The organism is Pelomonas parva (assembly GCF_043555835.1).
In the GTDB taxonomy this organism is placed as follows: Bacteria; Pseudomonadota; Gammaproteobacteria; order Burkholderiales; family Burkholderiaceae_C; genus Pelomonas; species Pelomonas parva.
Genome location: NZ_JBIGHV010000005.1, coordinates 404,398 through 429,957, shown reverse-complemented (window position 1 = coordinate 429,957; position 25,560 = coordinate 404,398). Strand labels below are relative to the sequence as shown.

Annotated in this window: 19 protein-coding genes and 2 riboswitches; of the genes, 12 read left to right on the top strand and 7 right to left on the bottom strand. The window is 69.6% G+C overall.

Annotated elements, in window-relative coordinates:
- The first annotated feature begins 130 nt into the window (after nt 1-130).
- The 11 genes from ACG00Y_RS15770 (at nt 131) to ACG00Y_RS15720 (ending at nt 15,244) form a co-directional block, all read left to right on the top strand.
- Complete coding sequence (locus ACG00Y_RS15770) at nt 131-994, top strand: lysophospholipid acyltransferase family protein (RefSeq protein ID WP_394480409.1); 864 nt, start codon at nt 131-133, stop codon at nt 992-994.
- Nucleotides 995-1,062: 68 nt separating this feature from the next.
- Nucleotides 1,063-1,269 carry a type II toxin-antitoxin system VapB family antitoxin gene (locus ACG00Y_RS15765; RefSeq protein WP_394480407.1) on the top strand — a complete coding sequence of 69 codons (207 nt, stop codon included), beginning with the start codon at nt 1,063-1,065 and terminating at the stop codon, nt 1,267-1,269.
- Nucleotides 1,266-1,643, top strand: coding sequence for a type II toxin-antitoxin system VapC family toxin (locus tag ACG00Y_RS15760; RefSeq protein ID WP_394480405.1), 378 nt, complete (start codon nt 1,266-1,268; stop codon nt 1,641-1,643). The genes ACG00Y_RS15765 and ACG00Y_RS15760 overlap by 4 nt, the downstream gene beginning before the upstream one ends.
- 16 nt (nt 1,644-1,659) lie before the next feature.
- Nucleotides 1,660-1,744, top strand: a riboswitch (glycine riboswitch).
- Between the two features lie 33 nt (nt 1,745-1,777).
- Nucleotides 1,778-1,885: riboswitch (glycine riboswitch) on the top strand.
- Between the two features lie 26 nt (nt 1,886-1,911).
- The gene (gene gcvT, locus ACG00Y_RS15755) at nt 1,912-3,024 is read left to right on the top strand and encodes a glycine cleavage system aminomethyltransferase GcvT (RefSeq protein WP_394480403.1); all 1,113 of its coding nucleotides are present in this window, start codon (nt 1,912-1,914) and stop codon (nt 3,022-3,024) included.
- Between the two features lie 5 nt (nt 3,025-3,029).
- Nucleotides 3,030-3,404 carry a glycine cleavage system protein GcvH gene (gene gcvH / locus ACG00Y_RS15750; RefSeq protein ID WP_394480401.1) on the top strand — a complete coding sequence of 125 codons (375 nt, stop codon included), beginning with the start codon at nt 3,030-3,032 and terminating at the stop codon, nt 3,402-3,404.
- Between the two features lie 20 nt (nt 3,405-3,424).
- Nucleotides 3,425-6,313 (top strand): aminomethyl-transferring glycine dehydrogenase, encoded by a 2,889-nt coding sequence (gene gcvP / locus ACG00Y_RS15745; protein WP_394480399.1) that lies wholly within the window; start codon nt 3,425-3,427, stop codon nt 6,311-6,313.
- Between the two features lie 256 nt (nt 6,314-6,569).
- Nucleotides 6,570-7,958 (top strand): L-serine ammonia-lyase, encoded by a 1,389-nt coding sequence (locus tag ACG00Y_RS15740; RefSeq protein WP_394480397.1) that lies wholly within the window; start codon nt 6,570-6,572, stop codon nt 7,956-7,958.
- Between the two features lie 4 nt (nt 7,959-7,962).
- Nucleotides 7,963-8,742, top strand: coding sequence for an NRDE family protein (locus ACG00Y_RS15735; protein WP_394480395.1), 780 nt, complete (start codon nt 7,963-7,965; stop codon nt 8,740-8,742).
- A 37-nt stretch (nt 8,743-8,779) separates the two neighbouring features.
- Nucleotides 8,780-10,231 carry a hypothetical protein gene (locus ACG00Y_RS15730; protein WP_394480394.1) on the top strand — a complete coding sequence of 484 codons (1,452 nt, stop codon included), beginning with the start codon at nt 8,780-8,782 and terminating at the stop codon, nt 10,229-10,231.
- Between the two features lie 254 nt (nt 10,232-10,485).
- On the top strand, nt 10,486-13,455 hold the full coding sequence (locus tag ACG00Y_RS15725) for a TonB-dependent receptor (protein WP_394480392.1): 2,970 nt from the start codon (nt 10,486-10,488) through the stop codon (nt 13,453-13,455).
- Between the two features lie 82 nt (nt 13,456-13,537).
- A complete protein-coding gene (locus ACG00Y_RS15720; protein WP_394480390.1) occupies nt 13,538-15,244 on the top strand; it encodes a PQQ-dependent sugar dehydrogenase in 1,707 nt (568 codons plus the stop codon).
- 106 nt (nt 15,245-15,350) lie between these two features.
- On the opposite strand, the gene ACG00Y_RS15715 is transcribed toward ACG00Y_RS15720, so the two are convergent.
- The 5 genes from ACG00Y_RS15715 to ACG00Y_RS15695 all read right to left on the bottom strand — a co-directional run bounded on the left by ACG00Y_RS15715 (nt 15,351) and on the right by ACG00Y_RS15695 (nt 22,476).
- Nucleotides 15,351-15,764, bottom strand: a complete 414-nt coding sequence (locus ACG00Y_RS15715) for a hypothetical protein (RefSeq protein ID WP_394480389.1) — start codon at nt 15,762-15,764, stop codon at nt 15,351-15,353.
- The gene (locus ACG00Y_RS15710; protein WP_394480387.1) at nt 15,761-15,979 is read right to left on the bottom strand and encodes a hypothetical protein; all 219 of its coding nucleotides are present in this window, start codon (nt 15,977-15,979) and stop codon (nt 15,761-15,763) included. Before ACG00Y_RS15710 ends, ACG00Y_RS15715 begins: the two co-directional genes overlap by 4 nt.
- Before the next feature lie 142 nt (nt 15,980-16,121).
- Nucleotides 16,122-17,411 (bottom strand): oligogalacturonate lyase family protein, encoded by a 1,290-nt coding sequence (locus tag ACG00Y_RS15705; RefSeq protein WP_394480385.1) that lies wholly within the window; start codon nt 17,409-17,411, stop codon nt 16,122-16,124.
- Nucleotides 17,412-17,425: 14 nt separating this feature from the next.
- A complete protein-coding gene (locus ACG00Y_RS15700) occupies nt 17,426-20,485 on the bottom strand; it encodes a glycoside hydrolase family 2 protein (protein ID WP_394480383.1) in 3,060 nt (1,019 codons plus the stop codon).
- A complete protein-coding gene (locus ACG00Y_RS15695) occupies nt 20,485-22,476 on the bottom strand; it encodes a glycoside hydrolase family 88 protein (RefSeq protein WP_394480381.1) in 1,992 nt (663 codons plus the stop codon). Before ACG00Y_RS15695 ends, ACG00Y_RS15700 begins: the two co-directional genes overlap by 1 nt.
- A 186-nt stretch (nt 22,477-22,662) precedes the next feature.
- On the opposite strand from ACG00Y_RS15695, the gene ACG00Y_RS15690 reads away from it, so the two are divergent.
- Entirely contained in the window at nt 22,663-23,265 is a 603-nt protein-coding gene (locus tag ACG00Y_RS15690; protein ID WP_394480380.1) for a 3'-5' exonuclease, read from the top strand.
- Here the strand turns inward: ACG00Y_RS15690 and ACG00Y_RS15685 are convergent.
- Entirely contained in the window at nt 23,241-24,770 is a 1,530-nt protein-coding gene (locus ACG00Y_RS15685) for a bifunctional hydroxymethylpyrimidine kinase/phosphomethylpyrimidine kinase (RefSeq protein WP_394480378.1), read from the bottom strand. The genes ACG00Y_RS15690 and ACG00Y_RS15685 overlap by 25 nt on opposite strands.
- A complete protein-coding gene (locus tag ACG00Y_RS15680) occupies nt 24,767-25,558 on the bottom strand; it encodes a thiazole synthase (protein WP_394480376.1) in 792 nt (263 codons plus the stop codon). The genes ACG00Y_RS15685 and ACG00Y_RS15680 overlap by 4 nt, the downstream gene beginning before the upstream one ends.
- Between the last annotated feature and the right edge of the window lie 2 nt (nt 25,559-25,560).

The following is a 25,560-nucleotide window of genomic DNA, read 5'->3' as shown; positions in this document are numbered from 1 at the left end:
TGCAAAATCCGCCGCCCAGACCTCAACCCACGCGCGCTGACCGAACACGCGCCCAAGCATTCATTCCCATCGTGCAAACGCTCAACCAGTCCCTGCCGGGCCACGCCATTGATGGACCTAGACCGTGGGCATGAAGCTGCTGGTCGGCTTCGTCTGGCTGTTGAGCTGGCTGCCATTCCGCGTGCTGTCGGCGCTCGGCTGGCTGATCGGCCATCTCGTAGCGTCCGTGCCGACGTCGCGCCGGCACATCGGCGATGTCAACCTGCGCCTGTGCCTGCCCGAGCTGACGCCCGCCCAGCGCCGCCGCCTGCTACGCCGGCACTTCGTCGCCATGGTGCAGATGCTGCTGGAGTACGGCTACTGCTGGTTCGCCTCGCGCGAGCGCATGGAGCGGCTGATGCGCATCGAAGGCCTGGAGCATCTGCGCGCGGTGGACGGCCGCAACGCCATCCTGCTGACCGCACACTTCACCGGCCTGGACCTGGCCGGCGTGCGCGTTTCGCTGGAGGCGCCGGCCGTCGGCCTGTACTCGGTGCAGAAGGACCCCTGGCTGGACAAGTTCTTCCTCGCCAAGCGGATGCGCTTCGGCACCGCCGTCATGTTCGCCCGACACCTGGGCATGCGGCCGGCGCTGCGGGCGCTGAAGGAAGGCCGGCGCTTTTTCTACCTGCCCGACCAGGACTTCGGGCACCGGGACTCGATCTTCCTGCCCTTCTTCGGCGTGCCGGCGGCCACCATCACCGGGCTGTCGCGCATGGCGACGGCGGCCGACGCGGTCGTTCTGCCCTGCTACCCGCGCCGCGAGGCCGATGGCTACACGCTGGTCATCGAGCCGCCGCTGCAGGACTTCCCGACCGCCGACCTCGTCGCTGACGCCACGCGCATGAACGCCGTCATCGAGGCGATGGTCCGTCGGCAAACGCACCAATACTTCTGGCTGCACAAGCGCTTCAAGTCCCGCCCGCCGGGCGAGGCGGACTTCTACGCCCGCTGACGCGCGAGCTTGTTTTTTGCACAGAATCTGATGCACATTTGCATCAAATTTTGTGCAAGGAGCGCCTCATGCGAACCACCGTCACGCTGGACGACGAGCTTTATCAAAGGGCCGTCGAGATGTCCGACAACAAGCTGGAAGGCGCGCGGCTGATTGAGGAAGCGGTGCGCATGTATGTGCAAACCCGCGCTGCCCAGCGCTTGATTGCGCTGGGCGGCTCCGTTCCCGACATGCCGCCCATCCCGCGCCGCCGCCCGGTTGTCGAGCCGACATGATCCTGGTGGACACCTGTGTCTGGTCGGAGCACTTCAAGCAGCCCGACCCGGCGCTGGTGGGCCTGTTGCAGTTGCGCCAGGTGCTCTCGCACGAACTGGTGATCGGTGAACTGGCTTGCGGCACGCCACCGGCGCCGCGCGCCATCGTGCTGGCCGAAATCGCCAGGTTGCCGCGCGCCGCAACGGCCACCGTGACCGAGGCCATCCAACTGCTGGACCGCGAAAAATTTTTCGGCTGCGGCCTCGGCCTGATCGACGTGCTGCTGCTCGCCTCCACGCTCATCACGCCAGGCGCCACCCTCTACACGCTGGACAAACGCCGAGACGCCGCCGCCCGGCAGCTCGGTGTGGCCTACGGCCACTCGGCGCACTGAAAACACCGCCTAGAATGTGCCCCGTTCAGGAGAGCGCCCCGGTGATGTTGGGGGCCGCCGAAGGCGCAACAACGCTCAGGCAGAAGGACTGACAAAACGTGTTGAGAGGTCGCGCCGACTGGCAGACACTCGACGCGTTCCTCACTGGAGAGAGACGGGTCCTTGAGCCCGTCCACCGAAGGGGCAAGCCCGTGGCAATCGCCGGGGTCAATCTCTCAGGTACCCCGGACAGCGAGGACATCCACACCCGAAATCCGTCGGAGCCTTGATGTCCTCTTTGCTGCAAACGCCTCTTCACGCCCTCCACGTCGAACTCGGCGCCAAGATGGTGCCCTTCGCTGGCTACGACATGCCGGTGCAATACCCCGCCGGCGTGATGGCCGAGCACAAGCACACGCGGGCGGCCGCCGGGCTGTTCGACGTGTCGCACATGGGTCAGGTGCGGCTGGTGGGCGCCGATGCCGCCGCCGCGCTCGAAACGCTGGTGCCGGTCGACATCGTCGACTTGGGGCTTTTCAAGCAGCGCTACGCGTTGTTCACGAACGAGCAAGGCGGCCTGCTTGACGACTTGATGGTCTGCAAGCGGCCCGATGACTTGTTCGTCGTCGTCAATGCCGGCTGCAAGGTGCACGACATCGCGCACATGCAAAAGCACATCGGCAGCCGCTGCGAAGTCATCCCCGTGCCCGAGCGCGCGCTGCTGGCGCTGCAAGGCCCGCAAGCCGTCGACGTGCTCTCGCGTCTGAACCCCGACGTCGCCAAGCTGACTTTCATGACCGGCGGCTTCTTCAAGCTGGACGGTATTGACACCTTCCTGACCCGCTCCGGCTACACCGGCGAAGACGGCTACGAGATCTCGGTCCACCAGGACGACGCCGTGGCGCTGGCCCGCAAGCTGTTGGCCCACGCCGAAGTGAAGCCCATCGGGCTGGGCGCACGCGACTCGCTGCGCCTGGAGGCCGGCCTGTGCCTGTACGGCCATGACATCAACGAAAGCACCACGCCGGTCGAAGCCTCCATCACCTGGGCTATCCAGAAGGTGCGCCGCGCCGGTGGCGCGCGTGCCGGCGGCTACCCCGGCGCGGCCGTCATCGACGAGCAACTGGCCAACGGCGCTGCCCGCAAGCGCGTGGGCCTGGTCGGCACGGAGCGCATGCCCGTGCGCGAGGGCGCCAAGATCGTGACAGCCGACGGCACCGAGATCGGCGTCGTCACCAGCGGCACGCTGGGCCCCACCGTCAACCAGCCGGTCGCCCTCGCCTACCTCGACAAGGCCCACACCGCCGTCGGCGCGCAAGTCTTCGCCATCGTGCGCGACAAGCGCACGCCTATGGTCGTCTCCCCTACCCCCTTCACCCCCAACCGCTACTACAGAGGCTGAACGCGATGAGCATCAAGTACACCCCCGACCACGAATGGCTTGAAGTCCATGGCGATGGCACGGCCACCGTCGGCATCACCGTGCACGCGCAGGACGCGCTGGGCGACGTGGTCTTCGTCGACCTGCCCGAAGTGGGCAAGACCTACGCCGAGAAGGAAGTCGCCGGCGTCGTCGAGTCCGTCAAGGCTGCTGCCGATGTCTACATGCCCGTGGACGGCGAAATCACCGAGGTCAACGAAGCCCTGCGCGACGACCCGGCGCTGGCCAACTCCGACCCGCTCCAGGCCGGCTGGTTCTTCAAGGTGAAGCTGAGCAACCCCAGCCAGCTCGACGCACTGATGGACTCGACCGCCTACGACGCCCTGCTCAAGACCCTCTGATTCAAAGCTGTAGACCCGCCATGCCGACGCCGCTTTCTCAACTCGAAGACGCCTCCGAATTCCACGCCCGCCACATCGGGCCGGATGCCGTCGATGAATCCCTGATGTGCGCCGCCGTCGGCGTGGCCAGCCGCAGCGCGCTGATCGACGCGGTCGTGCCCGCGTCCATCCGCCGCTCGGCAGGCATGAAACTGCCCGCGCCCATCACCGAGGCCGGTGCGCTGGCCGAGTTGAAGGCGATTGCGAGCAAGAACAAGGTCTACAAGAGCTTCATCGGCCAGGGCTACTACGGCACGCACACGCCGGGCGTCATCCTGCGCAACATCCTCGAGAACCCCGCCTGGTACACGGCCTACACGCCTTATCAAGCGGAGATCTCGCAGGGCCGCATGGAAGCCATCCTGAACTTCCAGACGATGGTGACCGACCTGACCGGCATGGACATCGCCAACGGTTCCATGCTGGACGAAGCGACGTCGGCCGCCGAGGCCGTGACGCTGGCCAAGCGCGGTGTGAAGAGCAAGAGCAACACGCTCATCGTCGCCGGCGATGTGCACCCGCAGACCATCGAGGTGATCCAGACGCGCTGCGCGCCGCTGGGCATCTCTGTCTTGGTCGGCATGGCGCCCACGCTGATGGCCGAGAACGACTACTTCGCCGTCGTCTGCCAGTACCCCAGCACCACCGGCCTCATCCACGACCTGAAGGCCTTCGCCGACCAGGCGCACGCGAAGAGCGCAGCGTTCATCGTCTGCACCGACCTGCTCGCGCTGACGCTGCTGGTCTCGCCCGGCGAATTCGGCGCCGACATCGTCGCCGGCAACAGCCAGCGCTTCGGCATGCCAATGGGCGCCGGCGGCCCGCACGCGGCCTTCCTGGCTTGCAAGGACGAGTTCAAGCGCTCCATGCCCGGCCGCCTGGTGGGCGTCAGCAAGGACGCGCAAGGCCACCCCGCCATGCGCCTGGCCCTGCAGACCCGCGAGCAGCACATCCGCCGCGAGAAGGCCACGTCCAACATCTGCACGGCCCAGGTGCTGCCGGCCGTGGTGGCCAGCATGTACGCCGTCTACCACGGCCCGCAAGGCCTGAAGCGCATCGCCGAGCGCGTGGCCAGCTACACGGCCATCCTGCATGCGGGCCTGACGCACATGGGTGTCAAGGTCGTCACGCCGCACGTGTTTGACACGCTGCTGGTGGAGTGCGATGCGGCTGCCGTCACGGCCAAGGCCGTGGCCGCACAAGCCAACCTGCGCAAGCACAGCGACAAGCACGTCAGCATCGCGCTGGACGAGACGACCTCGCGCGCCGACATCGAGGCCATCTGGAGTTGGCTCGCACCCGCCGGCGCCACCGCGCCGACCGTCGCCGAATTCGCGGCCGGCGTCGACAGCCTGATCCCATCGCAGCTGCGCCGCAGCAGCGCCTTCCTGACCCACCCGGTCTTCAACACCCACCACAGCGAAACCGAGATGCTGCGCTACATCCGCAGCCTGTCGGACAAGGACCTGGCGCTGGACCGCAGCATGATCCCGCTGGGCTCGTGCACGATGAAGCTGAACGCCACGGCCGAGATGATCCCCATCACCTGGCCGGAGTTCGCGGGCGTCCACCCGTTCGCGCCGCAGGACCAGCTGGCCGGCTACACCGAGCTGGACCAGCTGCTGCAGAACTGGCTGACCGAGTGCACCGGCTATGCCGGCATCAGCCTGCAGCCCAACGCCGGTTCGCAGGGCGAGTACGCGGGCCTGCTGGCCATCAAGGCCTGGCATGAGTCGCGCGGCGAAGCGCATCGCAACATCTGCTTGATCCCCGAAAGCGCCCACGGCACCAACCCGGCCTCCGCGCAGATGTGTGGCATGCAGGTGGTCGTCACCAAGTGCGACAAGGAAGGCAACATCGACCTGGTCGACCTGAAGGCCAAGTGCGAACAGCACGCCGCCAAACTGGCCGCGATCATGATCACCTACCCCTCCACGTATGGCGTGTTCGACACGCACGTGAAGGAGATCTGCGCGATGGTGAAGAGCCACGGCGGCCGCGTCTACGTGGACGGCGCCAACATGAATGCACTGGTCGGCGTGGCCGCACCCGGCGAGTTCGGCGGTGACGTGAGCCACCTGAACCTGCACAAGACCTTCTGCATCCCGCACGGCGGCGGCGGCCCGGGCGTCGGCCCGGTCTGCGTGGTGGACGACCTCGTGCCCTTCCTGCCGGCGCACCGCACCGCAGGCCTGGGCAAGGCCACCAACATCGGCGCCGTCAGCGCCGCGCCGCTGGGCAACGCGGCCGTGCTGCCCATCTCGTGGATGTACATCCGCATGATGGGCGCCGAGGGTCTCAAGAAGGCCACCGAGGTCGCCATCCTGTCGGCCAACTACGTTGCAGCCCGCCTGTCGGACCACTACGACATCCACTTCAGCGGCGGCATCGATGGGGTCAAGGGCGGCGGCGTCGCCCACGAGTGCATCCTGGACCTGCGCCCGCTGAAGGAGAGCAGCGGCATCAGCGCCGAGGACGTCGCCAAGCGCCTCATCGACTACGGCTTCCACGCACCGACGCTGAGCTTCCCTGTCGCCGGCACGCTGATGGTCGAGCCGACCGAGAGCGAGAGCCGTGCCGAGCTGGACCGCTTCATCGACGCGATGATCCAGATCCGCCACGAGATCGCAGATGTCGAGAGCGGCAAGGTGAGCCGCGAGGACAACCCGCTGGTCAACGCGCCGCATACGGCGATGGTCGTCAGCGCAACCGAGTGGACGCATGGCTACAGCCGCGAAGCCGCCGCCTACCCGCTGGCCTCGCTGCGCCGCCAGAAGTACTGGTCGCCGGTGGGCCGCGTGGACAACGTCTGGGGCGACCGCAACCTGTTCTGCAGCTGCGTGCCGCTGTCCGAATACGAAGAAGCCTGACGCGCAAGTTCATGCAACGCCGTTGGTATCGGAAGCCAGGCCCACAGATCGCACTGGGCTTTGCGCTTCTGATGCTGGTGGTCCTCGCCTGGTCCATCTGGGTGCCTTCGCTCGAACAACGCTGCACAACGGCGTGTGAGGCGCAAGGCATGAAGGGGCAACTCACGCCCCGCTATTCCGCCACTCAGACCGCCGGCACCGGTGGCCGCGGTCCCAAAGAGTGCAAATGCGTTTGAATGCGCAAAGGCAATGAGCCATGGCCGTCTCCGTTTTCGACCTCTTCAAGATCGGCATCGGCCCGAGCAGCTCGCACACGGTCGGGCCGATGCGCGCGGCGCGGCTGTTTGGCCTGCGGCTGCAGCACGATGGCCTGCTGGAGAAGGTCCAGCGTGTACAGGTCATCCTGTACGGCTCGCTGGGCGCCACTGGCAAGGGCCACGGCAGCGACAAGGCCGTGCTGCTGGGCCTGGCCGGCCATGAGCCGGACACGGTGGACGTGGAAGCCATTCCCGCGCTGCTGGACGTCATCCGCGCCGGCGACCTGAACCTCGTCGGCCAGCACAAGGTCACCTTCGACGAAGCCAAGGACCTGATCTTCAAGCGCCGCGAGACGCTGCCCTTCCACGCCAACGGCATGCGCTGCATCGCCTTCGATGCCGAAGGCGCAGAACTCGCCAACCGCATCTACTACTCCGTCGGCGGCGGCTTTGTCGTCAGCGACGAGGTGGCGGCGGATGGCAGCAAGCAGAAGGTGATTGCGCCCGACACCACCGTCCTGCCCTACCCCTTCAAGTCCGGCGACGAACTGCTGGTGCTGACCCAGCGCCACGGCATCTCCATCGCGGAGCTGATGCGCCGCAACGAGTGCCACTGGCGCAGCGAGGCCGAGATCGACGCTGGGCTGATGAAGATCTGGGGCGTCATGCAGGCCTGCGTCACACGCGGCTGCAAGACCGAGGGCATCTTGCCCGGCGGCTTCAAGGTCAAGCGCCGCGCGGCGCAACTGCACCGCGACCTGACTGCCAACCCGGAAGCAGCCTTGCGCGACCCGCTGCAGGTGATGGACTGGGTCAACCTCTACGCGCTGGCCGTCAACGAGGAGAACGCCGCCGGCGGCCGCGTCGTCACGGCACCCACCAACGGCGCGGCCGGCATCGTGCCCGCAGTGCTGCACTACTACACGCGCTTCGTCCACCACGCCACCGACCGCGGCGTTGTCGACTTCCTGCTGACCGCCGCCGCGATCGGCATCCTCTACAAGGAAAACGCTTCCATCTCCGGCGCCGAGGTCGGCTGCCAGGGCGAGGTGGGCGTCGCCTGCTCGATGGCCGCCGGCGCGCTGTGTGCCGTCATGGGTGGCACGCCGGAGCAGGTCGAGAACGCGGCCGAGATCGGCATGGAGCACCACCTGGGCCTGACCTGCGATCCTGTAGGCGGCCTGGTGCAGATCCCCTGCATCGAGCGCAACGCCATCGCGTCGGTCAAGGCCATCAACGCCGCGCGCATGGCGCTGCGCGGCGACGGCACGCACTTCGTCAGCCTGGACAAGGTCATCAAGACCATGCGCGACACGGGCGCGGACATGATGACCAAGTACAAGGAAACCGCGCGCGGCGGCCTCGCCGTCAACATCGTGGAATGTTGAGGCGATGTGCCTCGCCGCGTTCGCGCTGAACGCCCACCCGCGCTTCCCCCTCGTCATCGCCGCCAACCGCGACGAGTTCTTCGCCCGCGCGGCGGCACCCATAGCCTGGTGGGCTGACCAGCCCGACATCCTCGCCGGCCGCGACCTCAGCGCCGGCGGCACCTGGTTCGGCCTGACACGCGCCGGCCGGCTGGCGCTGCTGACGAATGTTCGCGAACCCGGCCGCCAGAACCCCGCCGCGCCCTCGCGCGGCGCCCTCGTCGTGGACTGGCTGAACAACAGCGCGAGCGCACCTGACTTCGCACAGCAACTGGCCACTGGCTACAACGGCTTCAACCTCATCACCGCCGATGTGGCACGCAACACCTGGCACTGGCTCAGCAACCGCGCCCCTGCGCCGCTCGCGCTGGGCGCCGGCATCCACACGCTGTCCAACGCCGCGCTGGACACGCCCTGGCCCAAGACCGTGGGCCTGCGCACCGCCATGGCCGCCGCACTGGCGCGTGCGAACGATGCCGACGACCTCACGGAGCGCCTGCTCGCTGCGCTGGCCGACGCCACGCCGGGGCCCGACGACGAGCTGCCCGACACCGGCGTGGGCCTGGCCCGCGAGCGCCTGCTGTCGCCGCGTTTCATCCGCATGCCCGATGCCGGCTACGGCACGCGCTGCTCGACGGTGCTGATCCGCGAGGCGGGCGGCACGACGCACGTCGTCGAGCGCAGCGTCACCCTCGATGGCCGCTGGCTGGCGCCGGTCCGTCACACGCTGGACGAGTGGCCCTGAACGTCGGCTGCCGGGGCTGACACACAATGCGCCCGCAGTGACCGCCGTAGCCCTCCGCCGCCCGCCGCCCGACTCCCGCCAGCTGCAGCGCTGCCTGCTGCTGGCCGCGCTGCTGCACGTCTGGCTGGTACTGATGTTCGGCAACACGACGGGCACTGCCGCGCCGGGCCAGGGCGTGTGGGGCAGCCTCACCGTCAAGCTGCTGGGCCGCAGCGGCGGCGACCCCGGCGCGCCGCCGGGCCAGGAGGCAAGCCGCAGCACCGCCCCCCCGCCACCCGAGGCCAGCCCCGCGCCCCCCGGCGCCGCCCAGTTGGGCCGCCCGAACCCGCAGGACGTGCCGCCCGAAGCCGCCCGCAGCGACGAGCCCTCGCCCGCCCCGCCCAGCATGGCCACGCTGGAGCTGCCCGAGGGTTTCCGGCCCGTCGAGCGGCAGGACCTGGGGCCGCCGCCACTCACCGCCGCACCTTCGCTGCCGACGCCCGAGCTGCCCAGCGCGGCAATAGCCCGGCTGGAGGCGCAGCCCGAGGCCGTCGTCGCGCCGCTCACGCCAACCGCCAGCCTGCGCACGCCCAGCCGCCCGGCCGAAGCCCTGCCCCAGGCCAGCGACCTGCCCGCGCCCTTGAGCCGCCTGGAAGCCCCTGCGCCCTCACCCACCGCCACCGCGTTGCCCCGGCCGGCCGACCTGCGCACCGCGCCGCCGCCGGCCGCCCTGGCGCCCAGTGCCGAGTTGCCGGCGCCCGTGCAGCGCCTGGAAGCCCCGGCCGCTGCGGTGACGGCGACCCCCCTGCCCCGTGCCGCCGACCTGCGCACGTCGCCCGACGCCGTCAGCACGCTGCCGACGGCCACGGCCCTGCCCTCCGCCGTGCAGCGTCTGGAAGCGCCGACGGCCGACGCCGGCGCCCCGACGGCACCGCTGCCCCGCCCCGGCGAGATGCGCGCGGCCACCCCCGCCGCCACGACCGCGCTATCCAGCACGCAAGACCTGCCCGCCGCCGTCAACCGCATCGAAGCGGCCGACGCGGCGGCCGGCGTCGCGCCGCTGCGGCGCGCGACCCATGCCCGCTCGGGCGTGGCGGCGCCCGGTGCGTCGGCGCTGAGCGAGCTGGCCGGCAACGTGCCGGCCGGCCCGGCGCGCGGCGACCCGGACGCCAGCCCTCAGGCCAGGGAGCACGGCGCGCCCATGGGCTCGTCCGGCGCGCCGGACGCCGGACCGCGCCTGGGCCCCGACCTGCCCTCGCCACCAACGGCCGCCGCCAGCGCCCCGCGCGCGCCGCTGAACCTGTCGCTGCCGCGTGGCGACATGACGGCCCGGCGCAGCCCCGGCCTGGTCGAGCTGCTGCCGCCGCCGCCGGAGCGCAAGTCCAAGCTGGAGCAGGCCGTCGAGGAGGCCACCAACAAGGACTGCCGCAAGGCCTACAGCGGCGCCGGCATCCTGGCCGTGGTGCCGCTGGCGATGGACGCGGTGCGCGGCAAGGGTTGTAAGTGGTGACGCGCCGGGCAGGGCCACGGCGGCCTGCACGCAACTTGTACGACCTCTTGAAACACCACGCCACGACGGCGAGCGCCGCCCGGCGCCGCCCTCTCTTCTCCCAGCAACATTGGTAATAACGCCAAGAGATTGCGGATTGCCACGGTATTGCGCATCCGCTTGAGTGTTTGCCTGATCGCGTTGCAAACGGCTGGTTGTCGTATGACCATCGCCGGCGTTTTCGAAGACGCATCTACAACGATCAAGGAGCACAAATGACGACCTTCCCTGGAGCCCCCGCCAGCCGACAAACCCTGCGCATGAGCGCCGTCGCGCTCGCCATCGGCACCCTGGCCGCCCCGGCCTTCGCGCAAGAGGACCCCGCCAAGCTGGACGCCGTCGTCGTGACCGGCTTTCGCGCCAGCCTGAACAACGCGCTGAACCAGAAGAAGAACGCCGACGGCCTCGTCGACGTCATCAAGGCCGAGGACGTCTCCAAGTTCCCCGACGCCAACCTGGCCGAGTCCCTGCAGCGCGTGCCCGGCGTGGCGCTGGCGCGCGGCGACGGCGGCGAAGGCAAGCAGATCACCGTGCGCGGCCTGAATGCCGGCTTCACGCGCGTGCGCATCAACGGCATCGAGGCCATCTCGGCCACCGGCGCTTCCGACATCAACGGCAGCACCAACCGCAGCCGCGCGTTCGACTTCTCGGTGTTCGCGGCCGAGCTGTTCAACAGCCTGTCGGTGCGCAAGACCTCGCAGGCCGACGTCGAGGAAGGCTCGCTCGGCGCCACGGTCGACCTGCGCGGCGCCCGCCCCTTCGACTTCCGCGAGCAGACGCTGACCTTCGGCGCGCAGTCCAACTACAACACGCTCGCCCGCAACTCGGCGCCGCGACTGACCGGCCTGTTCACCACCAGCGCGCAGACCGACATCGGCAAGATCGGCATCCTCCTGTCCGCCGCCTGGTCCAAGCGCAGCGCCACGGAGGAAGGCTATGAGGCGGTCGAGCTGCTGCCGGCCAGCGACGGCGGCTCGGGCTTCTGCTCGCCGGTGGGCTTCACGCCGCAGAACCCGGCCAACAACGCCGTCAAGGGCATCGACGCCAACAACTGCGGCTTCAACCTGCCCCGCACCTCCAACCTGGCCGCCTACCAGAATGTGTTCGGCCGCACCGACAACTTCGGCGGCACCGTGGCCAACCCGGCCGCCGGCAGCGGCGCCTTCCACCCGCGCATCCCGCGCTATCGCCGCTCCGTCGCCGAGTATGAGCGTCTGGGCGTGACCGCCGCGCTGCAGTGGCGGCCGTCCGCCGCCACCGAGGTCAACCTCGACATGCTGGGCGGCACCTTCGACAACAGCCGCTACGACAACTACATCTCCGCCATCTCGTTCGGCCGCCCGCTGGGCTCCAACGGCAAGCCGATGACGTCCATCGTGGAGGCCTCGTTCAACAGCAACGGCAGCTGGGAATACGGCAAGTTCAACGGCGTGGACGTGCGCTCCGAAGGCCTGATCGACGTCAACAACACCACCTTCAAGCAGCATGTGCTGAGCGCCACGCACAAGCTGACCGACACCATCAAGCTCGACGTCATGACCGGCATCTCCGACAGCCGGCTGGACTCGCCGATGCGCGCGACGGTGCAGCTCGACATCCCGAACGTCAACGGCTTCTCGTTCGACTTCCGGCAGAACCGCAACGTGCCCACGCTGACCTTCGGCACCGACGTGGCCAACCCCGCGAACTACAGCTTCGCGCCCACCGATGCGGACGGCACCGTGCGCGGCGGCTTCGTCGGCCGCGTGCTGAACACCGGCAACAAGCTGCGCACCAACGCCGTGGGCGGCAGCTGGGAAGTCAGCGAGAACATCACGCTGCGCAGCGGCCTGTCGTCGCGCAAGAACGTCTGGGACAACTTCGAAGTCGGCTCCGGCACGCAGAACGGCCTGGCCAACCCGCCCGGCTTCCAGCTCGCCAGCGTGACGCGCATGATCTCCAACTTCGGCAAGGGGCTGGAAGGCTCGGGCTACCCCAGCCAGTGGGTGGCCGTCGACCTACCCAAGTTCCTGAAGGTGTGGGACATCGAAGCCCACTCGCCGTCCATTCCCGGCTCACAGCTGAACCTGCTGGGGCAGAGCAACCGCAAGATCCTCGAGAAGATCGACGCGGCCTACCTGTCCGCCGACTTCAACTACGAGGTCGGTCCCGTCATGCTGCGCGGCAACGTCGGCGTGCGCGCCACCGAGACGAAAGCCAACGCCTCGGCGCTGGTCAACGTCAACGGCGCGCTGCAGCCGGTGTCCTTCGACAAGACCTACCGCGACACGCTGCCCTCCTTCAACCTGACGGCGGAACTGCCCAGGGACGTGTTCCTGCGCTTCTCGGCCAGCAAGACGCTGTCGCGCCCGGAGTACGCCGACCTCGCCCCCACCGCCTCGGTCAACACCAACGCGCAGACGGTCAGCATCGGTGCGCCCAACCTGGACCCGGTGCGCGCCGACACCTACGACCTGCAGGCCGAGTGGTACTTCGCCAAGAACTCGCTGCTGTCGCTGGGCGTCTTCCACAAGAAGATCGACAGCTACATCCAGCGCGTCACCGAGCGCGTCGCCTACAACACGCTGGGCCTGCCCGATGCGCTGTTGACCGGCGGTGGCACCTGCACGATCACGGGCACCAACCCGACCTGCGCCACGCTGCCCACCTCCATCGTCACCGTGGGCCGCGCGGCCAACACGCCGGGCGGCCCGCTGACCGGCTTCGAGGCCAATGTGCAGCTGCCGTTCAGCTTCCTGCCGGGCATCTGGAGCAACTTCGGCATGCTGGCCAACATCACGCATGTGAAGTCGACCATCAACTACATCACCCGCACGGCCACGCCAACGCTGCCGCAGCTGTCGATCAACGCCAACCTGGTGGGCATGTCGCCGAGGGCGCGCAACCTGACCCTCTACTACGAGGACAGCCAGTTCAGCGCCCGCGTCTCCGCCGCGTATCGGTCCAAGTACCTGATCAACGTGCTGGGCGATGTGAACGGCCACGACGTCTCGTTCGTGAATGCGTCGACCAACATCGACTTCTCGGCGTCGTACAACGTCTCGCCGAAGCTGAAGCTGACCTTTGAAGCCGCGAACCTGACCAACCAGGCGCTGCGCTACGGCCGCGACAGCCAGCGCGACGACACCTGGCTGTACGCCCAGTTCGGCCGCACCTTCGGCCTGGGCATGCAGTACAAGTTCTGACGCCTGGACCCGCCCCTCGCCCAGCCGAGGGGCGGCCAATGCTCGCGGCGCGGGGCCGCGGGCACAGCGCCACAAGGACCGTATGAAGTACGTCAAACATCTCAAGCGCGCAGCAGCGCTGCTGCTTGCCCTCGCAGGCATGGCAGCCGCCCAGGCGCAAGACCTGGCCCTCGGCAAGCGGCTGTTCGACAGCAACTGCGCCATGTGCCACACCGTCACGCCCGACCGGCGCGCGCTGATGGGCCCGGGGCTGCACGGCATCGTCGGTCGCAAGGTGGGCGGCGTGCCGGGCTTCGGCTATTCGGCGGCGCTGGCCGGGCTGGGTGGCCAGGGCAAGGTCTGGACGACGGCCGACCTCGACCGCTACCTCGCCGATCCTTCGGCCTACGCGCCGGGCACGACGATGCCGGTCAGCCTGGCGGACAAGGCCCAGCGGCGTGCATTGCTGGCCTATCTAGACAAGCTGCCCAAGGGCGCGGTGCCGGCGGTGCCCGCCGTGGCGGCCAGCAAGCCGGCGGCGAGTTCAGCCGACGCCGGCAGCTGGACGGCCGACCAACCCGGGCGCATCCACGCATGGACCGTGGCCGACCTGCCCACGCCCTACGCGACGGAAAGCGCCAGCAACGGCCCGCGCACGGTGCTGCGCCCGGAAGGTGCGTTGCCCGCCGTGCCCGAGGGCTTCAAGGTCAACCTGTGGGCCAAGGACCCGGACCGGGGCCGTGTCATGGTGAAGGCGCCCAACGGTGACATCTTCATCTCGTCCACGACCAAGCGGCTGGTCAAGGTGTTCCGCTCGTCGACCGGCGAGACGGCCGATGTGGTGAGCACCTTCGCGGCCGGCATGGACCGCCCGTTCGGCATGGCCTTCTGGCCCACCGGCGCCAACCCGCAATACCTCTACGTCGCCTTCGTCAATTCCATCGTCCGCTACCCCTACCGCAACGGCGACCTGGTGGCGGGCGGCGAGCCCGAGGTGGTGGTGCCCCGCCTGTCGCAGGCCGTCGGGGCGCATTCGTCGCGCACGCTGGTGTTCTCGGCCGACGACCGCACGATGTTCCTGTCCATTGGCTCGGCGAGCAACGTCGCCGAGCGCATCGGCAAGGCGCCGCCCGAGCCGATCGCCGACTGGGAGGCCAAACACGGCATGGGGGCGGCCTGGGGCGAGGAGGAAGGCCACGCCGTCGTGCTGGCCTTCGACGCCGACGGCAACAACCGCCGCACCTACGCCACCGGCCTGCGCAACTGCGTCGGCATGTACCTGCACCCGCGCAGCGGCGACCTGCTGTGCAGCGTCAACGAGCGCGACCTGCTGGGCGACAACCTGCCGCCGGACTACCTGACCCGCGTGAAGCCCGGCGCCTTCTACGGCTGGCCGTGGTTCTACATCGGCGCCCATGAAGACCCGCGCCTGGCCGGCCACCGCCCCGACCTGCGCGACAAGGTCACCACGCCCGACCTGCTGTTCACGGCCCATGCGGCGCCGCTGGGCATGGTCATGTACGAGGCGGCGCCGGGCGCTGCAGCGGCGTTTCCCAAGGTCTATGACGGCGATCTGTTCGTCGCCTTCCACGGCTCCTGGAACCGCCAGACGCGCACCGGCTCCAAGGTCGTGCGCGTGTTCATGAAGGACGGCGTGCCCACCGGCCGCTACCAAGACTTCATGACCGGCTTCGTCGCCAGCGATGCCGAGGTCTGGGGCCGGCCCAGCTCGGTCGCGGTGCAGAAGGACGGCTCGCTGCTGGTGGACGATGACGTGACGGGCGAGATCTGGCGCGTGGCGCCGAAGTGAACGCGGCCGGTAGCGACCAAGCGCATCAACCAAATGCAGAAATGCAACCCTATGCCGTCGGCGCGCAGTGCTGCGTGACTGGCGCGCTTTCACACGCCTCCATCCGCTATGGATTGGTATCGTCCTTGGGACCTGGAAAAAGGAACCGTGTGATCGCCACAAACGCAATCCCGGCCTGAACCACGGTGGCCCCGATCAGCGTCATCAACGTCTTGCTGTCGACGATGCGGTAGTCCGGCACCCAGATGCCCACGACCCAGGCTAGAAGCACAAGTGCGAACACTCCACCGTTCAGCCAAGTGAAGATCGAGACCATTGCCTTGATCATCACGTCGCGTTGACCGCTCAGCCGCTCCCACTGAGCCTGAGACAGGCTGGCATCCAACGAGGTGACGTCATCCGGTGTTCGGCTGCTGACATCAAGCTGGACCGGCTGGCCCACCTCCATCATGACGGTCGGCTGGCCTGCCGAGCCGGCCTCGATCGATTGCGGCGCGACAGAAATAGTTGGATCGCTCACGAGATGATGAGCTGCCGGAGAACGCCGTCGTCACCCTGCACGAAAATCTTTTGACCCTTCTTTGTGTAGTCGGTGATCAGGTCGGCGATCGTGAGGCTGCGACGCATCGCCTCGACCCCGGTTGACGCCTCAAGCTTTCCCTGCATGCGTGCGAGGGTCTTGTCGGTCGAAGAACCCGCATCGAATTTGATGATTCGTACCGCTGCATCAGCCATAACAGGACCTCCAAGGTTCCAAAAAGGTGCCGTGATGGTACATCTGCAGGAGCGCCTTGCAAAGCAGCGCGCTTCTCTCACAGCCCGTGCTGCGTGCAAGGGGTGAGAGGCATTAAGTTCGGTGCGTTGCCGCACGCACCCTTCAGCGCAGTACGGGCACCTCCGGCAGCTCCACCGCATAGATCGCCGGCTTCCCCTCCACATTCGCCCGGTAGACCAGCCACTTCCCATCCGGCGTGAAGTGCTGGTTGGGCTCCAGCGTGTAGTCCTGCTTGCTCAGGTCGGCCACGCGGATGCTCTCCAGCCGGCCGGGCGTGATGAGGCCGGGCACCGGCGTCTCGCGCATCACCGGCCGCAGCAGGCTGATCCACTTGCCCGCATTGCCGCCGTCGCCGGAGAACATGCGGCCGTCGGGCGACTGCATGAAGTGGTAGGAGGCCTGGTCGCGCGCGACCTCATAGCGCCATTGCTCGCCGGTGGCCAGGTTGCGGCCGGTCAGCCAGGTGACGCCGCCGCGCGGCGTCTGCAGGTCGTACCAGACGGTCTTGCCGTCGCGGCCCCAGAACTCGTGGCCCGCGATCTCGCCAGCCATCGTGCGGGTGTGCACCTTGGTCAGCTGCGTGCCGTCGACGCGGATGGTCCAGATGCGGTCCACCTGGTGCCAGGGGCCCTCGTGGCAGAACATCAGCTGCGTCGGGTCGGTGGGCGAGAACTTCAGGTGGTTCAGCCAGTCGGTGGCGCGGTGGATGCTCTTGCGCTCGCCGGTGGCGATAGCCACGCTGTACATCTCCATGGGCACCCGCGCCGCCAGCCGCGCGGCCATCCACTGGCCCTTGGCGGCGGCAAAGGACAGTGGCTTGCCGTCCTTGTCCACGCCGGCATAGGCGGGCGAGCCGGTCACGGGGTCGCGCCGGCCCTGGCGCGCGATTTCGGGCGGCGGCGGCGAGGTCTCCCAGACGCCGGCCAGTAGCGTCTCGTCGGCATTGATGGCCATCACGCGACCGCCGGGCAGGTCGGTGATCTTGCGCGTCTTGCCGGTGTCCAGGTCCACCGACCACACCGAGGACGGCCCGCCCTCCTCCACCGCCGCGTCGCGCAGCGTGTAGTAGGCCGAGCGCGTCTTCGGCCCGGCGAACAGCAGCCGGTCCACCTGGCCCGGCAGCACCAGCCGCGTCTTCCACGTCTTCGTGTCGGCAACGTGGATGCCCTCGCCGGACAGGTAGATCATCAGGTCGCCCTGGGGCGTGAACGGGTTGTAGTTGAAGTAGAGCCCGTAGTTGCCCGGCCGGTCGTCGACACGCACGATGCGGCGGCCGGTGGTGGGGTCGAGCCAGCTCGCCGGCTCGGCAGCAGCCAACGCAGGGACGGTGCCGGCGAGCAGCGCGGCAGCCAGCGACAGCATGGTGCGTCGGGTGATCGATGAGGTGTGCATGTCGGTCTGTCTCGTCAAAACTTGAACAGCAGCCGGCCGGCATAACGCCCCGCCGCCACGGTGGGCCCGCCGGCAGGGCCGGTCAGGTCGGCGGCCTGGAACTTGGCGCCCATGCCGGGGATGGCATGCAGGAAGCCGAGGTCGCTGGCCGGGAAGTCGACGCTGGTGGTGGGGAAGTCGGCCAGCCGCGTACCGACCTGCAGGAAGGGCACGCCAGCGCTGTGGACGGTCAACCCGCCGCCATCGTTTGACGGCAGGCGCAGCCACTGCGGGTCGGCGAAGTAGCCGCCCACGGTGATGTCGTGCACGCCCAGCACCGGGCCGCGCAGGCGGTTGTTCCACACGGGGCTGGGCCCGCGCACGAGCGCGCGCACGGCCGCCACATCGGCCAGCGGCCGGTCGAAGCCGATGCCGTGGTACAGCACCGCGCCGTCCAGCGTGTAGGCGTAGTCCAGCGCCAGTTCGCCGCTGTCGTCCAGCGTCCAGCGCACGCGCTCCAGGCCGCCGGCGCCGGGCGCCTCCAGCCAGGCGAGCTGCCGGCCAGTTTGCGCGTCGCGCGACACGCCCGTCGTCACCGCTGGCTGGCCAACGGCGGGCAGCGCGAACCGCTCCGCCTCGTGGGCCAGCTTCAGCTTGGCCACCGTCGGCGCCTGGCGCGTGCCGGACAGCCGGCTGATGCGCACGGCCTTCACCGGCTGCGGCGGGAAGATGTAGGTCAGCCCGTCGCGCGGGGCGCGCGCGCCGTCGTAGACCGTCTTCCAGCGCTGGCCGTCGGGCGACAGCTCCAGCCGGAAGCCGGCCCAGCCGTCGGCCTCGACACGCCCGAGGTCGACCGTCGCGACATTCGCCAGCGCAGCCTGCTCGAACGCGTAGACGCCCTCGCCCTGCGCGATCGGCTCCACCCAGGCAGGCTCGGCCGCCGTCTTCGGCCGGGCGACGACCTGGCGCGGCCCGTTCGACAGCGGCTGCAGCTTGCCGTCCCGCGACAGCCCGGTCAGCAGCCCGGTGGCGGCATCGAACTGCGCCGATGCGGCACCGGCGACGAGGCGGATAGCCCCGCCTTCCTTCAGCACCTCGGGCGTGCCCACACGCTCGCCCTGCGGCAGCTTCGGCTGGCCGGGCACGGCCCAGACCCAGGTCCACAGCTGCTCCCCACCCCGCGTGGCCGTCAGGCGCAGCGCATCAGCCTGCGCGCGGGCGGCGGGCAGCGGCAGCTTCAGCGCACCGGCGGCATGCGGCGCGACCTTGGGGCCGTCCAGCTCGCCGCTGGCGAGGACGGTGTCGTCGCGCCCCGCCGCTTGCGGCCCGGCGAAGCGCAGCCACTCCCAGCGGAAGCGCACATCGGACAGCGGCGTGAAGTCGTAGCCATTGCGCAGCTGGATGCGACCGTCGAAGACGCGGTCCAGCTTCGGCGCATCCGCCTGCACCGGCGACCAGATGGCCTTGACCGTGTACCAGCTGCCCTCCTTCTCATGCCGCGAGCCGAGCAGGCCGTCTGGCCCGTAGCTGCCGAACACGTCGAGCGCGCCGCCCTGGTCGGTGCGCGCGATGCCTTCGTCGGCCAGGTTCCACAGGAAGCCGCCCGCGCCACGCGGCGACGCGGTGATGGCCTGCCAGTAGTCGTCCAGCCCGGCGCCGTGCCCGCCGTCGAACAGGCCGTGCAGGAACTCCGTCGGCATGACCAGCAACGGCCCGGCCAGGCGGCGCTGCAGGTCGGGGTAGCGCGGGTAGTGCTTGGTGTCGATGCCGCTGAACGGCTCCCAGGGGTGCAGCACGGGGCGCGCCTGCGGGTCATAGAGCGCGAAGTCGCGGTCCAGCTCGCGGTTCCAGCCGCCTTCGTTGCCGTTGCTCCAGAACAGGATGCTCGGGTGGTTCACGTCACGCTCCACCAGCGAGCGCACCAGCTTGCGGCCCACCTCGGTGTCGTGCGCCTTCTGCCAGCCGCTCAGCTCGTTGATGACGTACAGGCCCAGCTCGTCTGCGGCCTCCAGGAAGGGCTTCTCCGGCGGGTAGTGGGCCACGCGCATCGCGTTCATGTTCAACGCGCGGATGGTGCGCACGTCCTCGAACGCCTGGGCGCGCGACACGGCGCGGCCGGTCTCCGGGCGGAAGCTGTGGCGGTTGACGCCCTTGAGCAGGATGCGCTGGCCGTTCAGGTAGAGGCCTTGCCCCTCGCGGACCTCGAAGGTGCGGAAGCCGAAGCGCTCGCGCTGCTGGTGAACCGGCTTGTCACCGGCGAACAGCGTGATGTCGAGCAGATAGAGGTGGGGCGCTTCCGCCGACCAGAGGCGCGGCTTCGGCACCCGGCCTTGCACGCGCACCAGCCCGGCGCCACCACCGGGAATTGCCGTGGTGAACGGTTGGCCGACCGCCGCACCGGCGAGCGTGCGCACCTGCGCGGCCACGCGCGTCACAGTGCGCGGCGCGCGCAGCGTCACCTGGGCGGCTAGCTCGCCGGAGGCCTTGGCGTCAATGGCGACGTGGGCGATGGACTCGGGCGGCGCGGCCTCCAGCCAGACCGGCCGGTAGATGCCGCCAAACACCCAGTAGTCGCCATGGCGCTCGGCCAGGTCGGTGGCGGCGTTGGACGACGCCTCGCTGACCTGCACCTCGATGTCGTTGTCCTCGCCAGGCTTCAACAGCGCCGTGACGTCGTGGCTGAAGCGGTTGAAGGCGCCCTGGTGGACCGGGCCGGCGAGGCGGCCATTGACCTTGACGGTCGTGTCGGTCATCGCCGCGTCAAAGACGATGCGCACGTTGCGGCCCTTCCAGTCGGCCGGCACGGCAAAGCGATGGCGGTAGGTGCCGGTGTGCGCCGCGCGCGAGCCCTTGTCGTAGCCGTACTGGTACTGCCCGAAGCCGTGCTGCTGCCAGTTGGACGGCACGGGGATGCGCGCCTTCTCGCCGGCCCGCCGGCCGCCATCGATCGTGAAGTCCCAGGGCACGGCGTCGTCCGGGCCGGTGCCGGAGAGCATCAGCGTCTCGGTGCGTGGCGCGTCGGCTGCGGCCGCTACGGTCAGCATGGCACCCAGCAGGCCGGCCGAGAGGTAGCGAAGCAAAAGGCGGAGATTCATCATTGCGCGTTGAAGTCCAGCTTATGTTGGGTGATGTGGGCTTCCCACGCCTCGCGCGTGCGGAAGTCCGGCCCCTGGTCCCAGACCGAGGCGATGTAGTAAACGAAGGGCACACCAGGTTTGACGCGGATGCGGATCAGGTGGTTGTCGACATCAGCGCCAATGTCCTCCACCATGCCCGGGTCCACGCGCACCGCATTGCCCATGGCGCCGCGCGTGCGGTCGGTCGGCTCCCACAAGGCCAGTAGCCCCTGCGCCTTGTTCGCCAGCAGCGAGCCTCGGCCGGGGACGGTGGCGCCCTTGCCCAGGCCGATGGCGACGATGAGGTCGCCCGGCTGGTCCGAATGGATGACCGACTGCATGCGCGTGAAGTGCGTGCCCAGCGGCAGCGTGAACGTGCGCGTCTCCCAGACCCGGCGCTGCGTGCCGACCGGCCAGGGCGCGTACTCGACCTGGAAGGACGCGACCTCGGCGCCGCTCTTCAGGATGCGGTGGCTGGCCCAGTTGCGCGACACCCAGAGCTTGTCGTCCAGCCAGATGCCCAGCCCGCCCACGCCACGGCTGGCGCGCACGTTGTAGTAGTCCAGCCCCTCGCCGTGGTCGTCGTGATAGGACGCCGTCTTCAGCTGCCGGTCCATGAAGGGCCAGCGCACCTTCTTGGCCCAGGTGTCGATGCCCGAGCCCGACGGCGGCTCGGCCTGCTGCAGCGCTGGGCCGTAGAGGCGGTGGGCGACGCGGTCGTTCTCCCACAGGAGGTCGTCGAAGCGCTCCGGCGCATGGCGCACGACGGCGCGCGGCGTGCGCTCGGCGTCGGTCGGCGGCGCGAGCGCGGCGACCTTGGGGGGCGCAGCCGCCAGGTCGGCCATCGCCGTGCCGGCCAGCAGGAAGGCGCCCACGCCGTAGAGCTGCGTGTCGTCAGCGCTGACCTGGTCGGGCCGGTCACTCACCGGCTGCACATGGCCTAACTTGCCATCCGGATGCACAGCCCGCAGCAGCGCCGCCCAGCCCAGGCGTGCGGCGGGCTCGTAGGTCGCGCGGTCGAGCAGGCCGCGCTGCACGCCCCAGGCCAGCCCGTAGGTGAAGAAGGCCGTGCCGCTGGACTCGGGTGGCGTGTCCGGCCCATTGGCGAGCAGCGACGGCGCCCAGTAGCCGTCCGGCTTCTGCAGCGCCTTGAGCCGGGCGGCCATGCGCTGGAACACCGCCGCCATCTGCGCCCGGTCCGGGTCGCCGGCCGGCAGCCGGTCCATCATGCGGGCCAGCCCGGCAAAGGCCCAGCCCACGCCGCGGCTCCAGAAGACTTTCCGGCCCTGGGCATCGCGCCGGCTGAAGAACCGCGAGTCGCGGAAGTACAGCCCCTCGTCGGCATCGAAAAGATAGGCCGTCGTGGCCCGGAATTCCTTCTTCGCAAACTCGGCATACCGCGCATCGCCCGTTTGCCGGCTCAATTCAAGCCAGAGCGCCGGCGCCATGAAGAGGGAATCCGACCAGCACCAGCGCGCCTGGCAGCCCAGCGCCTGCAAACCCTGGCCTTCGCGGTGCTCGGTGAATTCGAGCGCCACCGACGAGGGACTGGCGAGGATGGCGTCCAGTTCCGCCTTGACCTCGGCTTGCGCAGCCGCGCCGGCGCCATTCCTTGCGGCCCACAGATAGGCCTGGCCGATGGCCTGGTCGTCGGCGAAATACTTTCGCGACGCCAGCCGCCACTGGTTGGCCTCGCCGCGCTGCAGGATGAGTTGCCGGTAGCGCGGGTTGGCGCTGCGGTCGGCCAGTTCCGTCAGGCCCACAAACAGGGCGGCCTGCACCCAGCCGCGCGGGTTGGGGTAGCCCTCGCCGGTCTTGATCGGGTTCAAGCCCGCCGCCATGGCCGTGATCTGGTAGTCGGCCACCTTCTCCAGCACGGGCAGGAACTCCGCACGCGCCGGGCCGACAGGCTGGCCATGGGCTGCCACGCTGGCAGCCAGCAGGGCCAGCGCAATTTGCAGGGACTTCATCGTCTATGGGACCTCGCGGTGGCGCGCCGCTGAGATCCAGGACGGCAGGGCAACAGGGATGGCGCCGCGGTCGGCGTGCGGGTGCATTCACACGGGGCGCGCCCGGCGGCGTGAAATGCTAGCGCTGCCGGGTAGGCGGGCGGTGCTCAATCATTTGAGCAATTGCGGTGCGGCCATACTGCCGCCATGCGCAACCCCTCGCCATTGCAGCGCCCCACCTCCGAGCAGATAGCCGCCCTGCCCGCCTACGACGCGCTGCCGGCCAGCCGCATCCACGTGCTGAAGACCGGCGAGCAACTCCAGTTCGCTGAAGCCGCGCTGCGCCAGGCCGGGCATGTCGGCTTCGACACCGAGAGCAAGCCAACCTTTGTGGCCGGCGCAGCGCAGACCGGCCCCGAGGTGATCCAGTTCGCGACGCTGACCGATGCCTTCATCGTGCAGACCGCCACGCCGGGCGTGGGCGACTTCCTGCAGGCCATGATCGAGTCGGACGTCGTCGTCAAGGTGGGCTTCGGCCTGGCCTCGGACCGGCCGCAGATCCAGCGCAAGCTGGGCCTGCGACTGGGCCAGTCCATCGACGTGTCGCAGATGGTGAAGCGGTTGGGCTTCAAGGACGCGGTGGGGCTGAAGGTCGCCGTGGCCGTCGTGCTGGGCAGGCGCTTCGCCAAGTCGAAGAAGGCCACCACGTCCAACTGGGCCAACAGGACGCTGACCCCGCAGCAGCTGCAGTACGCGGCGAATGATGCGCATGCGTCGCTGCTGGTCTACAAGGCGCTGAGCGAGGGGTGAGGCCAGGACGGCTCTGTCGCCAGCGGCATGCCCGCGCCGCTGCGCCAGGCGGCCAACCAGTCGCGCGCCGGCAGCTCCTTGAGCCCGCGCACCACGCAGCCGGCCGCCGCGCCCGACGCGGCGATCTGCACCAGCTGCTCCGGCGCCAGCACGCCGCCGATGCCGACCACCGGCACGGGTGACATCGCCGCCCACCAGGCCAGGTTGTCCAGCCCCTGCGGCCGCCACGGCATGGCCTTGGTGAGCGTGGGCCAGACGGGGCCGCAGGCGATGTAGTCCGGCGCCCACGCGACGGCGCGGGCCAGCTCCCACAGGCTGTGCGAGCTGATGCCCAGCCGTAAGCCGCGCGCGCGGGCCTGGGCCAGGTCGGCGCGGGCTGCGGTGTCCAGCGCCAGCAGGTCTTCCTGGCCGAGGTGGACGAAGCCCACACCCAGCGCCAGCGCGGCGCGCCAATGGTCGTTGACGATGAGCGTCGCGCCCAGGCGGTGGGCGGCGTCCAGCGCGGGCTGCACCTCGCCGGCCAGGCGGGTGTGCCAGGCCGCGCCGCTTTCGCTTTCGGCGCGCTTCAGGCGCAGTTGCACGGTGGCCAGGCCGGCGCCGAACAGCGCGACGACGTGGGCACCGCTGTCGGTGATGCCGTAGATGCCCTCGACGGCAGGTGGGCCGTCACACCGCGCGGGCCAGGCGGTGGGCGCGGTGTCGAACAGCGCGGGCAGCAGTCCGGGGTCGGTGATGAAGCCGGCCGAGGGCCGCACCGGGCCGGCGCCCGCGCCGGGCGTGGCATCGGCCAGCAGGCCCGAGGCCGTCAGCATCTTGGCCAACACGGCCGCGTCGGCGGGCGCAAAGCCGCGAGCCAGCGCGGCCGCCAGCGCCGTGGCGAAGCAACAGCCGGTGCCGTGGTTGTTGCGTGCGGCGCGCCACGGCAGCGCCAGCCAGCCGCTAGCCTGCGGGCTTTGCAGCCAGTCCACGGCCAGCGGGCCGGCCTCGTCGCCGCCCGTGATGCAGACCGTCGCCACGCCCAGCGCCGGCGCCTGCTGCTGCGGGCAGCCCTCGCCCACCAGCCGAGTCGCCTCGCGCCGGTTGGGCGTGACGGCGGTGGCGCGTGGCAGCAGCTCCTCGCGGTAGGCGCGCAGCAAGTCGTCGTCGGCAAAGCTCGCGCCCGTGGACGCGCGCAGCACGGGGTCGACGACCAGCGCCACCGGCGCGCGCTCGCGCAGGCGATCCACCCAGCGTGTGACGACGCGCAACTGCTCGACGCCGCCCAGCAGGCCGGTCTTGATGACCGTTGGTGCCAGGTCTTGCGCCAGCGCGGCGAGTTGCGCGTCCAGCTGCTCGGACTGCACGGGGAAGACGGCGTCCACGGCGACGCTGTTCTGCGCCGTCAGTGCGGCGGCGACGGGGCACAGGTGAACGCCCATCGCGTCGGCTGCGCGCTGGTCGGCCGACAAGCCCGCGCCGCCGCCGCTGTCCAGCCCGGCAATGCTCCAGATGACGGGCTTGTTCATGGGATGAGAAAGGGCCGGCCGCCGACGGGTGTGCTGGCCACCGCCATGTCCTGCCGGGCCATCACGCCGGCCTCGAAGCCGAGCCGCCCGGCAGCGATCGCCTGGCCGAACGCCGCAGCCATGCGGACCGGGTCGCCCGCCTGGGCGACGGCGGAGTTCAGCAGCACGCCGTCATAGCCCAGCTCCATGGCCTGGGCCGCATGCGACGGCGCGCCAATGCCGGCGTCTACGATCAGCGGCACGCCGGGCAGGCGTTCGCGCAGCGTGCGCAGCGCAAACGGGTTCAGCAGGCCTTGGCCCGAGCCTATGGGCGCGCCCCAGGGCATGAGCACCTGGCAGCCGGCGTCCAGCAGGCGGCGGCAGGTGATGAGGTCGTCGGTGCAGTAGGGGAAGACGTCGAAGCCGTCCCTGGCTAACGCTTCCGCCGCGCTGACCAATTCCCAGGGGTCGGGCTGCAGCGTGTACTCGTCACCGACAACTTCGAGCTTGATCCACGACGTGCCGTACAGCTCGCGGGCCATCTGCGCCAGCGTGATGGCGTCCTGCGCGGTGCGGCAGCCGGCGGTGTTGGGCAGCAGCTGACCGCCGGTTTCTTTCAAGGTCTCACGGATGGCGGCGACAAAGCCGTTGTCGCCGGCCGCCGCCAGCGTGCGCTTGAGGCCCACGGTCAGCACCTGGGCGCCGCTGGCGTGGATGGCCTGGCGCAGCACGGCGGGCGAGGGGTAGCCGGCGGTGCCGAGCAGGAAGCGGCTTTTCAGCATGCGGCCGTACAGGGTCAGGGACGACATGG